General features: G+C 59.3%; 14 protein-coding genes, 2 tRNA genes and 1 pseudogene. 3 read left to right on the top strand and 14 right to left on the bottom strand.

Annotated features, from left to right (window positions below):
- A partial coding sequence (locus NCCP436_RS13945; protein WP_220804594.1) for a hypothetical protein occupies nucleotides 1-203 on the top strand: 203 nt, incomplete at its 5' end.
- Between the two features lie 21 nt (nucleotides 204-224).
- A pseudogene (locus NCCP436_RS13940) lies at nucleotides 225-623 on the top strand (tyrosine-type recombinase/integrase); the annotation flags it as partial.
- Between the two features lie 94 nt (nucleotides 624-717).
- Here NCCP436_RS13940 and NCCP436_RS13935 read toward each other — a convergent pair.
- From NCCP436_RS13935 to NCCP436_RS13890, 10 genes are all read right to left on the bottom strand, one after another.
- Nucleotides 718-794 (bottom strand) — tRNA-Pro (locus NCCP436_RS13935).
- A gap of 74 nt (nucleotides 795-868) precedes the next feature.
- On the bottom strand, nucleotides 869-1,225 hold the full coding sequence (locus NCCP436_RS13930) for a MerR family transcriptional regulator (protein WP_220804593.1): 357 nt from the start codon (nucleotides 1,223-1,225) through the stop codon (nucleotides 869-871).
- Entirely contained in the window at nucleotides 1,206-1,508 is a 303-nt protein-coding gene (gene ihfA, locus NCCP436_RS13925; RefSeq protein ID WP_003243414.1) for an integration host factor subunit alpha, read from the bottom strand. Before ihfA ends, NCCP436_RS13930 begins: the two co-directional genes overlap by 20 nt.
- Before the next feature lie 3 nt (nucleotides 1,509-1,511).
- Nucleotides 1,512-3,890, bottom strand: coding sequence for a phenylalanine--tRNA ligase subunit beta (pheT, locus tag NCCP436_RS13920; protein WP_220804592.1), 2,379 nt, complete (start codon nucleotides 3,888-3,890; stop codon nucleotides 1,512-1,514).
- A gap of 41 nt (nucleotides 3,891-3,931) precedes the next feature.
- Entirely contained in the window at nucleotides 3,932-4,948 is a 1,017-nt protein-coding gene (gene pheS, locus NCCP436_RS13915; protein ID WP_220804591.1) for a phenylalanine--tRNA ligase subunit alpha, read from the bottom strand.
- 98 nt (nucleotides 4,949-5,046) lie between these two features.
- A complete protein-coding gene (rplT, locus tag NCCP436_RS13910) occupies nucleotides 5,047-5,403 on the bottom strand; it encodes a 50S ribosomal protein L20 (protein WP_003243409.1) in 357 nt (118 codons plus the stop codon).
- A gap of 29 nt (nucleotides 5,404-5,432) precedes the next feature.
- Nucleotides 5,433-5,627 carry a 50S ribosomal protein L35 gene (gene rpmI / locus NCCP436_RS13905; protein ID WP_044401775.1) on the bottom strand — a complete coding sequence of 65 codons (195 nt, stop codon included), beginning with the start codon at nucleotides 5,625-5,627 and terminating at the stop codon, nucleotides 5,433-5,435.
- A gap of 60 nt (nucleotides 5,628-5,687) precedes the next feature.
- Nucleotides 5,688-6,221: a translation initiation factor IF-3 gene (gene infC / locus NCCP436_RS13900; protein WP_220804590.1), complete on the bottom strand. Its 534-nt coding sequence runs from the start codon at nucleotides 6,219-6,221 to the stop codon at nucleotides 5,688-5,690.
- Between the two features lie 17 nt (nucleotides 6,222-6,238).
- Complete coding sequence (gene thrS / locus NCCP436_RS13895) at nucleotides 6,239-8,161, bottom strand: threonine--tRNA ligase (protein ID WP_220804589.1); 1,923 nt, start codon at nucleotides 8,159-8,161, stop codon at nucleotides 6,239-6,241.
- A gap of 272 nt (nucleotides 8,162-8,433) precedes the next feature.
- Nucleotides 8,434-8,510: transfer RNA gene (locus tag NCCP436_RS13890), tRNA-Val, on the bottom strand.
- Nucleotides 8,511-8,694: 184 nt separating this feature from the next.
- Between NCCP436_RS13890 and NCCP436_RS13885 the strand changes: the two genes are divergently transcribed.
- Nucleotides 8,695-9,978, top strand: coding sequence for an FAD-binding oxidoreductase (locus tag NCCP436_RS13885; RefSeq protein ID WP_220804588.1), 1,284 nt, complete (start codon nucleotides 8,695-8,697; stop codon nucleotides 9,976-9,978).
- A 51-nt stretch (nucleotides 9,979-10,029) separates the two neighbouring features.
- On the opposite strand, the gene NCCP436_RS13880 is transcribed toward NCCP436_RS13885, so the two are convergent.
- The 4 genes from NCCP436_RS13880 to ercA all read right to left on the bottom strand — a co-directional run bounded on the left by NCCP436_RS13880 (nucleotide 10,030) and on the right by ercA (nucleotide 14,319).
- Entirely contained in the window at nucleotides 10,030-10,980 is a 951-nt protein-coding gene (locus NCCP436_RS13880; protein ID WP_220804587.1) for a PA2778 family cysteine peptidase, read from the bottom strand.
- The gene (locus tag NCCP436_RS13875) at nucleotides 10,965-11,372 is read right to left on the bottom strand and encodes a PA2779 family protein (protein WP_220804586.1); all 408 of its coding nucleotides are present in this window, start codon (nucleotides 11,370-11,372) and stop codon (nucleotides 10,965-10,967) included. Before NCCP436_RS13875 ends, NCCP436_RS13880 begins: the two co-directional genes overlap by 16 nt.
- A 75-nt stretch (nucleotides 11,373-11,447) precedes the next feature.
- Nucleotides 11,448-13,172, bottom strand: a complete 1,725-nt coding sequence (locus NCCP436_RS13870) for a NahK/ErcS family hybrid sensor histidine kinase/response regulator (RefSeq protein WP_220804585.1) — start codon at nucleotides 13,170-13,172, stop codon at nucleotides 11,448-11,450.
- A complete protein-coding gene (gene ercA / locus NCCP436_RS13865; RefSeq protein ID WP_220804584.1) occupies nucleotides 13,156-14,319 on the bottom strand; it encodes an alcohol dehydrogenase-like regulatory protein ErcA in 1,164 nt (387 codons plus the stop codon). The genes NCCP436_RS13870 and ercA overlap by 17 nt, the downstream gene beginning before the upstream one ends.
- Nucleotides 14,320-14,382 lie beyond the last annotated feature (63 nt).

Below are 14,382 nucleotides of genomic sequence, written 5' to 3'. Positions count from 1 at the left end.
AGCGGCAACATCAGGAACTGGGTGCTGGCACCAATCGTGTGCCTGAACCCGGAGCGGGAAGCGGTACTGCAGCAAACATCAAAGGCAGCGTGATACGCTCACGCGACAACTACCTTGAAAATCGCCGGATTTGGCTGTCCGAAAAACGCGATGTCTTCACGCAAAACTTCCTCGATCTGAGTAGGAGAAAATTCTACTTCTGACCGGTACTGATTTCCGGGGGGATTACCGGACAGCGTGGGCTTGATCCGGTTTGGGTATTTCCTTACGGACAACCCGATCGAAACGGCAAGGCCACCCCGGTTCACCGGATGAACGACTCGGCATGGAAGAAAGCCAGGGTCAGAGCAGCGAAGAAGTTCCAGGAGCGTTTTATGCGCCCTGCCCCAGCTGGATTTGCTTCGATCCGCGTTCACGATCTGAAGCACACTTTCGGCCGAAGACTTCGGGCAGCCGGGGTAACGGAGGAAGACAGGAAGGCTCTGCTGGGGCACAAGAACGGTAGCATCACCAGTCACTACTCAGCCGCCGAGTTGGGCAAACTGATCGATGAAGCCAACAGGATTTCGGCCACCGACTCGCGCGGTCCGGCCCTGACAATTTTGAGGAGAATGGCAGGATGAAAAAAAGTCCCGCAAAAGTCCCTACGCTTCTACGTGTGAAGCGCCCATAAAAAAATCCAGCCACCGCTAAGTGACTGGATTTTCTAGGGTTTTTTGGTCGGGACGGAGTGATTCGAACACTCGACCCCTTGCACCCCATGCAAGTGCGCTACCGGGCTGCGCTACGCCCCGACGATGCTTCCGGATCACCGAAAGCGCTGAAACTATACATTAAGCATTTGATATAAGGCAACTTTTTCTTCGTCTTACTTCTTCAGCACCAACAGTACTTCCTCAAGCTCGACGATCATCTGGCGGATCAGTTGGCGATACTGGGTCGTGTCGTCCCTGGCTTCGTCACCAGACAAACGCAGACGCGCCCCACCGATGGTGAAACCCTGATCGTAAAGCAGCGCGCGAATCTGCCGGATCATCAGCACGTCCTGACGCTGGTAATAGCGGCGATTGCCTCGCCGCTTTACCGGATTGAGCTGCGGAAACTCCTGCTCCCAGTAACGCAGAACGTGAGGCTTGACCGCGCAGAGCTCGCTAACTTCGCCGATAGTGAAATAGCGCTTGCCGGGAATTGCCGGTAGTTCGTCGTTATGACTTGGTTCCAGCATAGGCCTCGACCCTGGCTTTCAGTTTTTGCCCTGGACGAAAGGTGACCACGCGCCGCGCCGTGATCGGAATCTCCTCCCCCGTCTTAGGGTTGCGACCCGGTCGCTGGCGCTTGTCGCGCAAATCAAAATTACCGAACCCCGAAAGCTTGACCTGTTCGTTCAGCTCAAGAGCCTGGCGGATCTCTTCGAAAAACAGTTCCACCAGTTCCTTGGCTTCGCGCTTGTTCAGGCCCAGCTCTTCGTACAGACGTTCTGCCATTTCTGCTTTCGTCAGAGCCCCCATACGCTACTTCCTTAACGTGGCGTTGAACCTTTGTTCGAGGCAGGTGAGGATATTCTGCGTAGATGTGCTCACCTCATCGTCGTTAAGAGTGCGCGATGGATGTTGCCAGGTCAAGCCAACGGCAAGGCTTTTTCTATGCGGATCAATACCTTTACCCTGATAGACATCAAATAGCCTGAGGTCTGTCAGCCATTCCCCGGCCGCTTCGCGAATCGCTTCCAACACGGCTTCTGCCGGCTGCTCACGATCCACCAGCAGCGCCAGGTCGCGGCGCACTTCGGGGAAGCGCGACAGCTCGCGGAAGGCGGGCATGCGGCCGGCAGCGACTTCGGCCAGCACTAGTTCGAAGACGAATACCGGCTGATCCAGATCCAGCGCTTTGGCCATCTCAGGATGCAAAGCTCCCATGTAACCGACCAGACGCCCCTCCCGCTCGATCCGGGCGGTCTGCCCCGGATGCAGGGCTGGGTGTTCGCCTGGCACGAAGCGGAATGCATCCGCTGCGCCCGCATAACCGAGCAGCGCTTCAACATCGGCCTTCAGATCATAGAAGTCCACACTCTCGCGGGCGTTGGCCCAGCCCTCGGGCAGGCGACTGCCAGTGATGACACCAGCCAGCATGGCTTCCTGCTTCAGGCCATCAAGCTGGCCGACAAAACGCAAACCGCTCTCAAACAGACGCACACGGCTCTGCTGACGATTTAGGTTGTGCTGCAGCGCCTTGATCAGCCCCGGCCATAGAGATGAACGCATGGCGGCCATATCGGCAGAAATCGGATTGGCCAGTTGCAGCGGCTCGACGCCAGGGGCGAACAACTCGAACAGTTTCGGATCAATAAAACTATAGGTGATCGCTTCCTGATAGCCACGGGCAACCAGCAGACGACGCAATGCCGGCAGCTCGGCTCGCGCTTCAGCCCGCGCCTGCGGTGCCAGGCGGGCCTGCGGATAACGCACCGGCAGGCGATTGTAACCATAGAGGCGCCCCAGCTCCTCGATCAGATCCACTTCGAGGCTGATATCGAAGCGATGACTCGGCACGCTGACCAGCCACTGGCCTTCGGCAGAGGCAGTTACCCCGAGCCCCAGTGCGCTCAGCAGTCGTTCGACTTCGGCGCCATCCATTTCCATGCCCAGCATCTGGCGGATACGCTCGGCACGCAGGGTAATCGGCGCAACCTGGGGAAGATCGGCTTCACTGCTGACCTCAACGACCGGTCCCGGCTCGCCACCAACGATTTCCAGCAGCAGCGCCGTGGCGCGCTCCATGGCCTGGCGTGCCAGTTGCGAATCGACACCCCGCTCGTAGCGATGCGAAGCGTCGGTGTGCAGCCCGTAGGAGCGGGCCTTGCCGGCGATGGCAATATTGTCGAAGAAGGCGCTTTCCAAGAACAGGTCACGGGTCTGGCTACCAACACCACTGTGCTCTCCCCCCATCACACCGGCGATGGCCAGGGCGCGGTTGTGGTCAGCAATAACCAGGGTATCGCCGCGCAGGCTGACCTCCTGCCCATCGAGCAGAACGAGTTTTTCGCCCTCCTCGGCCATGCGCACGCGGATACCCCCGTTGATTTCGGCGAGGTCGAAGGCGTGCATCGGCTGGCCCAGTTCCATCATCACATAGTTGGTGATGTCTACCGCCGCATCGATGCTGCGGATATCGGAACGACGCAGGCGCTCGACCATCCACAACGGTGTCGGGCGCGACAAGTCGACGTTGCGGATGACACGGCCCAAGTAGCGCGGACAGGCTTGGGGCGCCAGTACCTCGATTGGACGAACCTCATCATGTACCGGAGGCACTGGTTCGACAGCCACCGGCGAAACCTTGGCGTTGTACATGGCGCCGACTTCGCGGGCCAGCCCCGCCAGCGACAGGCAGTCGCCGCGATTCGGCGTCAGGCCCAGTTCGATACTGGCATCGTCCAGTTGCAGGTAGCTGCGGATATCGCTGCCCACCGGAGCATCGGCGGCCAGCTCCATCAGGCCGCTGTGATTATCGCTGACCTGCAACTCGGAGGCAGAGCAGAGCATGCCCTGGGACTCCACGCCACGCAGCTTGGCCTTCTTGATCTTGAAATTGCCCGGCAGCTCGGCACCAATCATGGCGAAAGGCACTTTGATACCGGCGCGCGCATTGGGCGCACCACAGACCACCTGGAAGGTCTCGCGGCCATTGCTAACCTGACAGACGCGCAGTTTGTCCGCGTCCGGATGCTGTTCGGCACTGAGAATCTCGCCCACTACCACGCCACTGAAGGCACCAGCTACCGGCTGCACGGCATCGACCTCAAGGCCAACCATGGATAGGCGGGCGACCAGATCCTCATGGGATACGTCGGGATTCACCCAGCTGCGCAGCCACTGTTCACTGAATTTCATGTTGTCTGCTCTCCTTAAACGAATTCGATTACGAGAGGCGGCTAGCGAAATTGCGCCAGGAACCGCAGGTCGTTATCGAAGAACAGGCGCAAGTCATTGACGCCATAACGCAGCATGGCCAGGCGCTCGACGCCCATACCGAAGGCGAAACCGGAATACTTCTCCGGGTCGATACCGCTCATGCGCAGCACATTCGGGTGCACCATGCCGCAGCCCATCACTTCCAGCCAGCCGGTCTGCTTGCACACACGACAGCCCTTGCCGGAACACATGACGCACTGCATGTCGACTTCAGCCGAAGGCTCGGTGAAGGGGAAGAAGGACGGGCGGAAACGCACGCCCAATGGTTTTTCGAAGAACACCCGGAGGAATTCCTCGATGGTGCCCTTGAGGTCGGCGAAGCTGATGTCCTCGTCGACCAACAGCCCTTCGACCTGATGGAACATCGGCGAGTGAGTGATATCCGAGTCGCAGCGATAGACACGGCCAGGGCAGACAATGCGGATCGGCGGCTGCTGCGATTCCATGGTGCGTACCTGCACCGGCGAGGTATGGGTGCGCAGCAACATGTTCGCATTGAAATAGAAAGTGTCATGCATCGCCCGCGCCGGATGGTGGCCGGGAATATTGAGGGCTTCGAAGTTGTGATAATCGTCTTCGACTTCCGGCCCTTCGGCCACGCTGTAACCGATACGAGTGAAGAACTGCTCGACCCGCTCGAGAGTACGGGTGACCGGATGCAGGCCACCAGTGGCCTGGCCACGGCCCGGCAGGGTTACATCGATACGCTCGGATGCCAGTCTTTCGGCGAGCAGAGCCTGCTCAAGCACGGTTTTACGGGCATTCAGGGCATCCTGAACCTGGCTTTTGGCGGCATTGATCAGCGCACCGGCTTTCGGCCGCTCCTCGGGCGACAGCTTGCCCAGAGTCTGCATCAGAGTGGTCAGCTCACCTTTCTTGCCAAGGTAATGAACCCGGAGCTGCTCCAGGGCGTTGACATCTTCGCTTTGTTGCACGGCCTCCAGCGCCTGGGCGACCAATGCATCCAGATTTTCCATTTACAGACTCCAGATACGAAATAGGGGAAGAGCTGTTAAGGCTCTTCCCCTATCGATGACGTTGCCACCGGGCAAGCCCGGTGATTGTCGGGGGGGACTTAAGCCAGAACGGCCTTGGCCTTCTCGACAATCGCAGCAAACGCCGCTTTTTCGTTCACTGCCAGATCAGCCAGAACCTTGCGGTCGATTTCGATCGACGCCTTCTTCAGGCCAGCGATCAGACGGCTGTAGGACAGACCGTTGACGCGGGCACCGGCGTTGATACGCGCGATCCACAGAGCACGGAACTGACGCTTGCGCTGACGACGGTCACGGTAGGCATATTGGCCAGCCTTGATGACCGCTTGCTTGGCAACACGGAATACGCGCGAACGCGCACCGTAGTAGCCCTTGGCGAGCTTCAGAATTTTCTTGTGACGAGCACGAGCGATAACGCCACGCTTAACACGAGCCATGAGTAATAACCTCTAGATATCTTGACCGATTAACGAACGCGCAGCATGCGCTCGACTTTTGCCTTGTCCGACGGATGCATCAGCTCGCTACCGCGCAGTTGACGCTTACGCTTGGTGGACATCTTGGTCAGGATGTGGCTCTTGAAAGCGTGCTTGTGCTTGTAACCCGAAGCAGTCTTCAGGAAGCGCTTTGCAGCACCGCTCTTGGTTTTCATCTTTGGCATGTTTGGTACTCCGCATTCATTAACAACTGATAACCATCAGGCCTGCCAGTGCCCGGGAGGTTATTTACGCTTCTTGGGAGCGATGACCATCATCAGCTGGCGTCCTTCCAGCTTAGGATGCTGTTCGACGGTACCAAGCTCGGCGAGATCAGCTTCGACTCGCTTGAGCAGTTCCATACCCAGCTCCTGGTGGGCCATCTCACGACCACGGAATCGAAGCGACACCTTGGCCTTGTCCCCATCTTCAAGGAAACGTACCAGGTTGCGTAGTTTTACCTGGTAATCCCCTTCTTCCGTCCCTGGACGAAACTTCACTTCTTTGATCTGCTGCTGGTGCTGGTTCTTCTTCGCCAGAGCAGCCTGCTTTTTCTTCTCGAACAGGTGCTTGCCGTAATCCATGATGCGGCAAACCGGCGGCACTGCATCTGCAGAAATTTCCACCAGATCCAGCTTGGCTTCTTCGGCAGCGTTCAACGCTTCATCGATGGAAACCACACCAATCTGCTGGCCGTCCGGGCCAATCAGGCGAACCTCACGGGCAGTGATGTTCTCATTGATCGGCGGCCTGGGGGCGGCCCGCTTGTCCTGTCTCATATCTCGCTTAATAGCTCTTACTCCAAATCTTGGCGACCACGCCGGGAAACCGCTTGCTGCAACTGCGAGGCGAACTGCTCGAGGGGCATGGAGCCCAGGTCGACGCCTTCACGGGTACGAACAGCAACGGAACGAGTCTCGACTTCCCGATCTCCGACAACCAAGAGATAGGGAACCTTGAGCAAAGTATGCTCGCGAATTTTAAAGCCGATCTTCTCGTTTCTCAAGTCAACCTTGGCACGAAAGCCGCTTTGATTGAGAATTTTCTCCGCCTCACGGGCAAAGTCGGCTTGCTTGTCGGTGATATTCATGATCACCGCCTGGGTAGGAGCCAGCCAAGCCGGGAAGGCTCCGGCGTAATGCTCGATCAGCATGCCGATGAAACGCTCGAAGGAACCAAGGATCGCGCGATGCAGCATCACGGGGCGCTTGCGACTGTTGTCCTCGGCGATATAACTGGCATCCAGTCGCTCCGGCAGGTTCGGGTCGTACTGCAGGGTTCCACACTGCCAGCTACGCCCCAGGCAGTCACGCAGGGTGAATTCGATCTTCGGGCCATAGAAGGCGCCCTCACCCGGCTGGTATTCCCAAGCCAGGCCGGATTCGTTCAACGCATCAGCCAGCGCACTCTCGGCGCGATCCCACAACTCCTCCGAACCTACGCGCTTGGCCGGGCGAGTCGACAACTTCATGGCAATGTCGCTGAAGCCGAAGTCAGCGTATACCTGCAAGGTCAGCTTGATGAAGTCGGCCGCCTCCTTCTTCACCTGATCCTCGGTACAGAAGATGTGTGCATCGTCCTGAGTAAAGCCGCGCACACGCATGATCCCGTGCAACGCACCCGACGGCTCGTTGCGATGACAGGCACCGAACTCGGCCAGGCGCAGCGGCAGGTCGCGGTAGGACTTCAGCCCCTGATTGAAAATCTGCACATGACACGGGCAGTTCATCGGTTTGACCGCGTAGTCGCGGTTTTCCGAAGCCGTGGTAAACATGTTCTCGGCATAGTTGGACCAGTGCCCGGAACGCTCCCAGAGAATGCGGTCGACCACCTGCGGTGTACGCACCTCCACGTAGCCGTGATCACGCTGCACCTGACGCATGTACTGTTCCAGCACCTGATAGACAGTCCAGCCGTTGGGATGCCAAAAGACCATGCCCGGTGCTTCTTCCTGCACATGGAAAAGATCCAGCTGCTTGCCAATACGCCGATGATCGCGCTTCTCGGCTTCCTCGATGCGCTGGATATAGGCCGCCAGCTGTTTCTTGTCCGCCCAGGCAGTGCCATAAATACGCTGCAACTGCTCGTTCTTGGAATCACCACGCCAGTAGGCACCGGAAATACGAGTCAGCTTGAACGCCTTGAGGAAGCGGGTATTGGGCACGTGCGGGCCGCGGCACATATCCACGTACTCCTCGTGGTAGTACAACCCCATGGCCTTTTCATCAGGCATATCGTCGATCAGACGCAGCTTGTAATCCTCGCCACGCGCCTTGAACACCTCGATGACTTCCTCTCGCGGCGTCATCTTCTTGATGACGTCATAATCCTTGGCGATCAACTCAGCCATACGCTTCTCGATGGCAGCCAGATCCTCAGGAGTAAAGGGACGATCAATGGCGATGTCGTAGTAGAACCCCTCGTCAATCACCGGCCCGATCACCATCTTGGCATTCGGGTACAGCTGCTTGACCGCATGCCCCACCAGATGCGCACAGGAGTGACGGATGATTTCCAGCCCCTCTTCATCCTTCGGTGTGATGATCTGCAGAGTGGCATCGGTATCGATTACGTCACAGGCATCGACCTGCCTGCCGTTTACCCTGCCAGCAAGCGTGGCCTTGGCCAGGCCCGCACCAATGGACTGAGCGACCTCCAGTACGGATACCGGATGATCGAACGAACGCTGACTGCCGTCGGGAAGAGTAATGGTGGGCATGGCGCCTCCTCTCCTAGTGGTGACCCCTACCAAAGGTCACGTGGGTTGGGATGAGCCAGGAAGCGATCCGGCGGTATACCCGCCCAACAATGGCAGGAGCCCTAGGGCCAACCGAACCGAACCAGAGTCACTGGAAGTAAAGATGTGGATGCTTTCAGAAAGCTTCAGCCCTGACAAGCAGCCGCTGCAATATTGCCCGGAGCGCCGCCTGGCAACCCTGAAAGCCGGACAATAAAAAAGGGGTCGCATTGACGACCCCTTTTTTATCGATCTGGTAGGCACAATTGGACTCGAACCAACGACCCCCACCATGTCAAGGTGGTGCTCTAACCAACTGAGCTATGTGCCTTCGATGGGTGCGCATTCTACGCAGAAGTTTTTCCCCGTCAACAACTTTTTCGCTAAGCCACTGAAATAGGCGAGATTTTTTACTCATGCCGGCAACGTTGAATATTTTGCACAACCACTAGCCGGGCATTTTCAACTCGGGTAGGATCGAGCTACTCGTAAAAAATAAAGAACAGAGGTTCAAGATGGCGCACACGGCATACCCTCAATCCTATTACGCCGCCTCAGCCAACCCTGCCCCGCAACGCCCAGCTCTGCAGGGCGAGGTGGAAACCGATGTCTGTATCGTTGGCGCAGGCTATACAGGCCTGTCCACTGCTCTGTTTCTGCTGGAGAACGGCTTCCGGGTCAGCATCGTCGAAGCGGCCAAGGTTGGCTTCGGTGCTTCCGGGCGCAATGGCGGGCAAATCGTCAACAGCTATAGCCGCGATATCGATGTGATCGAGCGTACCGTCGGCCCGAAGCAGGCGCAACTGCTTGGCCAGATGGCCTTCGAGGGTGGTCGGATCATTCGTGATCGCATCGCCAAGTACAACATCCAGTGCGACCTGAAGGACGGCGGCGTATTCGCCGCCTTCACCGCCAAGCAAATGGGCCACCTGGAGTCGCAGAAGAAACTCTGGGAGCGTTTCGGCCACACCCAGCTTGAACTGCTCGATGCCAAACGCATCCGCGAAGTGGTGGCCACCGAGAACTATGTCGGCGGCATGCTGGACATGAGTGGCGGACACATCCATCCGCTGAACCTGGCATTGGGCGAAGCAGCTGCGGTGGAGTCACTGGGCGGGGTGATCTATGAACAGTCGCCCGCTATCCGCGTGGAGCGTGGCGCCAATCCGGTGGTACACACCCCCGAAGGCCGGGTCAAAGCCAAGTTCGTGGTGGTGGCTGGCAACGCCTACCTGGGCAACCTGATTCCGGAGCTGGCCGCCAAATCGATGCCCTGCGGTACCCAGGTAATAACCACCGAGCCGTTGTCGGACGAAGTGGCCGCCAGTCTGCTGCCGCAGGATTACTGCGTCGAGGACTGCAACTACCTGCTCGACTATTACCGCCTCTCCGGCGACAAGCGCCTGATCTACGGCGGCGGCGTGGTCTATGGCGCCCGCGACCCAGCCAATATCGAAGCGATCATCCGGCCGAAGATGCTCAAGACCTTCCCGCAATTGAAGAACGTCAGGATCGACTACGCCTGGACCGGCAACTTCCTACTGACGCTGTCGCGTCTGCCGCAGGTTGGTCGCCTCGGCGACAACATCTACTACTCGCAGGGCTGCAGCGGCCACGGCGTGACCTATACACACCTGGCGGGCAAGGTGCTGGCTGAGGCGCTACGCGGCCAGGCCGAGCGCTTCGATGCCTTCGCCGAGCTGCCGCACTATCCCTTCCCGGGCGGGCGCCTGTTCCAGGTGCCGTTCAGCGCCATCGGCGCCTGGTACTACACCCTGCGCGACAAACTCGGTATCTAAGCCGGAGCTGCAGCCAAGAACGGCGCCTTCGGGCGCCGTTTTCATTGAGCATCATGGACAGACCGGCAAGGCCTGACATTGCCCATCGCCGCGATCCGCTGGCGGCATGGCAAAACGTGTATCATCCGGCGCCAACTTTTGGGCGCAAGCCTGGGCTTGCCGAGCCTCCCTCGCACATCCGCGCTCACCCAGCAGTTGAGACAGGTTGTACCAGCCGGCGGCAAAGTCCGGCTCCTTCTCGACAGAGGCACGCAAGGCCTGCTCTGCCCCCTGCTGATCTCCGGCCACATAGCGCCTGTTACCCAGGGCAAACCAGGGCAGCGCCTGCTCCGGCCAGGCCTCGCTGGCACGCCGGTAGGCGCGCTGCGCCGCCTGCACCCGACCGGTCTGCTCCAGGTCACTCGCGGCAGCGAGCCAGCGGTGCATGTCGGCCTGAGCCGGCAACTGCTCCGGTGGTAGCGTCAGCACCGCCCAACGCTGCCCGCGCGCCCAGCTCCGCTCAAAACTGGCGAAGTCGTCCACCAGCCGCCGCGTAGTTCCGGAGCGCAGGGTTAACGTACGCGCCCGTCGGTCATAGCCGACTACCACAGCAAAATGCCATTGCGGATACCAGTCGAAGGCAAGGTTCTGCAGTACCAGTACCGGATTACCAGCGGCAACCTCGATCAGCAGCGTCTCAAGCTTCGGCTGCAGTGGATAAACAAGCATGTCGTGACTGCGCGCCGCTGCAACCATCTCCACCTGCAAGCTGCCTTCCCGACCCGGAAGGTAAACCTTGTCTCTGAGCGCACCCGGTGTTGTCGCCACGTCGCGCTGGGTAAGCATGGTGGCCAGGGCTGCCGGACCACACTGATAGGCCTGCTGGGGAAAGAAGGGTACATCGCTCAGTTCAACTCGCTCAGGCAGACGCTCGGCCTCCGGCGACAGCACCGGAGACCTTGCGCATGCGGTGAGCAGAACAAGTGAGACGAGACAGCAGAGACGAATCAGCGATTGATGCATTTGACGAAGCTGAAGATGTTGGTGGCGCACAGCATATCAGTGATGATGAAGATCACCAGAAACAACACGATGATGCCAACCACCCCGGCCCCTGCAGGAGCCTGCTCCAGTTCCTGATTGAACTGCGCCAGCTCGGCCGGAGTCAGGCTGGCGATGCGCGCCTCCACCTGCTCGCGCTCGACTCCCATGGACATCAGCTTTTCCTTGACCGACTGATCGTCGAGCATGGCCAACAGTTGCTCTTGATCTACCTTGTGCTGCTGCTCGGCGATCACCTCGTGGGTACCGATCATCGCCGCATTCGCGACAGGAACCTGCACTACCAACAGCAGATGAAACAGTGCGGTGACGGATGCCAGGCGGCGCATGAAGGGATTCATGGACATTGTCATTGTGATTATCTCCTAGGGCTTGAGGTCGCCTGTAGACAGCACCCCGATCCCCCAGGTTCAGTGAGGGACTACCGTTTAGCAGTCCTGCAGCAGCTGACTGAGCACAGCGCGCAACTTGCCCGGCTTGACCGGCTTATTCAGCAGCGGCACACCCAGCGCCTGCAGTTCCCGTCGACACTCGTCGCTGCGATCGGCACTGATGATCAGCGCTGGGATCGGCCTGTCAAAAACACTGCGCAGTTGCCGGATGACCTGATGCCCGAGCACCGCATGATCGAGGTGATAGTCAGCCAGAATCACGTCTGGCGCCTGTCCCTGCAGACGTTGCAGTGCTTCGGCAAGATCCAGAGCGGTGACCACCTCGCAGCCCCACTGCCCGAGCAGGGCCGCCATGCTGTGGAGGATGTCTGTCTCGTTGTCGATCACCAGCAGGCGGCGCCCAGGCAACGGATTACCGAGCCCGGCCTGGGGAGGCGGCTGAGTCTGGTGTCGCGGACGCTCGGCAGCCAGTGGCACGCTGATGCCGAATAGCGAGCCACGGCCCGGCTGGGAGCGCACCTGCAGGGGATAGCCGAGCATTCGCGCGATGCGTTCGACAATGGCCAGCCCCAGCCCGACGCCCTTACGTTCGGCTGCACGAGGTACGTCGAGCTGATTGAATTCGAGGAATATCTTGTCCATCTGATTGGCAGCGATGCCACGGCCGGTATCCCAAACCTGCAACTCGACGAAATCGCCACGGCGCCGACAGCCGAGCAGTACCCTGCCCTGCTCGGTATAGCGGCAGGCATTGCTGAGAAAGTTGCGCAATATGCGCGTGAGCAGACGGAAGTCGGTACGCACCGCACAATCGGCGATACGCACACGCAGCTCCAGGCCACTGGCCGCCGCTACGCCCTCGAACTCCGAAGCCAGCGGTCTCAGCAGTTCCTCCAGGCGATAGACATCAATGTCCGGCTTGATCGCTGCCTGATCCAACTTGGAAATATCCAGCAGATCCGTCAGTAAATCCTCGGCGCCTTCCAGCGCCAGATGGCTGCGCTCGACCAGGTTGTGTTCGGCCTCCGGCAACTCGCGCTCGCGCAAGGTGGAAATCAGCAGGCGGGCAGCGTTGAGCGGTTGCAACAGATCGTGACTGGCCGCTGCCAGGTACTTATCCTTGCTGCGGTTGGCGGCCTCGGCGGCGTCGCGTGCCTCACGCAAGGCCAGTTCAATGCGCTCACGTTCCTCGATCTGCCGCTGCAGATTGCGGTTGGATTCGAGCAACTCGAAGGTGCGTGCCGCAACTCGTCGCTCCAGTTCATCGTTGAGTTGCTGCAGTCGCTGCTGGGCCTGCTTGCGTTCGGTGATATCGGCGACGAAACCCTCGAAGACCCCTTCGCTCTCCGGCTTGAGCAGCAGATTCATCAGCACGTCGATGGTAGTGCCGTCGCGCCGGCGCAAACGCGTCTCATAGCCGAGCAGGGCCTGCCCCTGATTCAACTGATCGCGGATCAACATCAATTCATCGAAACCACCGACGAACAGATGCCGAGCCAGATCGCCAAGCGACCAGAGCACTTCCTGTGGATTTTCATAGCCGAGCATCCGCGCCATCGCCGGATTAGCCGCCAGCACACCATCCTGCAGACTGGCCTGGATGATGCCGTGTACCGCGTGCTCGAACAGCCACTTGTAGCGATTGCGCTCGGCCTCCAGCTCCTCCAGGCGTGCCAGCAGTTCAGGGTAGTGACTCTTGCGCGCCGACTGGCTGCTCAGCCCCAGCAGCCCGACCAGAGCCTCGTCAGAGCGCCTCGCCATAGACTACCTCGACATCACGCTGAGTCGACTGACGCGGGTTGGTAAGGATGCACGGGTCGTCCATGGCATGACTGGAGAGGAATGGAATATCGGAAATGCCGACCCCATGCAGGCCCAATGTTTCGCGAAAACCGACAGCATGCTTGAAAGCAATCAGGTGCTCGACCAGGCGCTGGCGAATCTGTCCGTGAGTCAACCCTCGGCAATCGATACCAAGCGTTTCAGCGATCACCTTGAAACGCTCCGGCGCCGCGCTGTAGTTGAAGGCCACCACGTGTTCGACCAGTACTGCATTGCACAACCCATGCGGCAGGTCGAGGAACCCCCCTAGACTGTGGCTCATGGCGTGCACCGCGCCGAGAATCGCGTTGGAAAAGGCCAGGCCGGCCTGCATGCTGCCGAGCATGATCTTCTCGCGCAGGGCGATGTCGCCGGGGTTGGCGATCATCTGCACCAGGTTGCCGTTGATCAGACGCATGGCCTCCAACGCGTGTGGGTCGGTCAGCGGGCCGTGGCCGGTGGAGACGAAGGCCTCGATGGCGTGAACCAGCGCGTCGATACCGGTACAGGCCGAGAGGAACGGATCCATGCTTAAGGTGGTTTCCGGGTCTATCAGCGATACATCCGGCACCACCGCCTTGCTGACGATGGAAAACTTCATCCGCTCCTGCTGGTTGGAGATGATCACGAACTGTGAAACGTCGGCCGAAGTGCCGGCAGTGGTAGGTATCAGGATAAGCGGCGGACTGGGCACGTGAATGGTATCCACACCCTCGAACTCAAGAATGTTGCGTCCGTGTGCGACCACGATGCCGATGCCCTTGGCGCAGTCCATCGGGCTACCACCGCCAACCGCGACGATCACGTTGCAACCTTCGCTGCGATACAGCTCGGCGCCTTCCATGACCTCCTCCACCCGAGGATTGGGCGATACGCCGGTATACAAGCAGTGCTCGATGCCCAGCCTCTGCAGACTGGCCTCCACGTCCCCGGTCCAGCCGGCGGCCACCACTCCGGGATCGGACACTACCAGTACCTTGCGGGCACCAAAGGTCTTAGCGTAGTTGCCAACATTGTGCCGAGAGCCGGCACCAAAGATGATTTCGGGTGTAACGAACTTACGCAACTGACTCAAATCGTGGCTCATTACTGTGATCTGGTAGTTATTGTTATCGAATGGCGCCCAGCCTACTGCATTGCAAAGTTAATG

It is taken from the genome of Pseudomonas sp. NCCP-436, assembly GCF_019656335.1.
Taxonomy (GTDB): Bacteria; Pseudomonadota; Gammaproteobacteria; order Pseudomonadales; family Pseudomonadaceae; genus Aquipseudomonas.
The sequence above is the reverse complement of the archived record's forward strand: the minus strand, read 5'-3'. Positions and strand labels throughout refer to the sequence as shown.

Bases quoted from the DNA above. Each gene is read 5' to 3' on its own strand.
- rplT (WP_003243409.1), bottom strand. From the start codon at position 5,403: ATGGCTCGTGTTAAGCGTGGCGTTATCGCTCGTGCTCGTCACAAGAAA.
- NCCP436_RS13885 (WP_220804588.1), top strand. From the start codon at position 8,695: ATGGCGCACACGGCATACCCTCAATCCTATTACGCCGCCTCAGCCAAC.
- infC (WP_220804590.1), bottom strand. From the start codon at position 6,221: ATGAGACAGGACAAGCGGGCCGCCCCCAGGCCGCCGATCAATGAGAAC.
- pheS (WP_220804591.1), bottom strand. From the start codon at position 4,948: ATGGAAAATCTGGATGCATTGGTCGCCCAGGCGCTGGAGGCCGTGCAA.
- pheT (WP_220804592.1), bottom strand. From the start codon at position 3,890: ATGAAATTCAGTGAACAGTGGCTGCGCAGCTGGGTGAATCCCGACGTA.
- thrS (WP_220804589.1), bottom strand. From the start codon at position 8,161: ATGCCCACCATTACTCTTCCCGACGGCAGTCAGCGTTCGTTCGATCAT.
- ercA (WP_220804584.1), bottom strand. From the start codon at position 14,319: ATGAGCCACGATTTGAGTCAGTTGCGTAAGTTCGTTACACCCGAAATC.
- NCCP436_RS13880 (WP_220804587.1), bottom strand. From the start codon at position 10,980: ATGCATCAATCGCTGATTCGTCTCTGCTGTCTCGTCTCACTTGTTCTG.
- NCCP436_RS13875 (WP_220804586.1), bottom strand. From the start codon at position 11,372: ATGACAATGTCCATGAATCCCTTCATGCGCCGCCTGGCATCCGTCACC.
- ihfA (WP_003243414.1), bottom strand. From the start codon at position 1,508: ATGGGGGCTCTGACGAAAGCAGAAATGGCAGAACGTCTGTACGAAGAG.
- NCCP436_RS13930 (WP_220804593.1), bottom strand. From the start codon at position 1,225: ATGCTGGAACCAAGTCATAACGACGAACTACCGGCAATTCCCGGCAAG.
- NCCP436_RS13870 (WP_220804585.1), bottom strand. From the start codon at position 13,172: ATGGCGAGGCGCTCTGACGAGGCTCTGGTCGGGCTGCTGGGGCTGAGC.
- rpmI (WP_044401775.1), bottom strand. From the start codon at position 5,627: ATGCCAAAGATGAAAACCAAGAGCGGTGCTGCAAAGCGCTTCCTGAAG.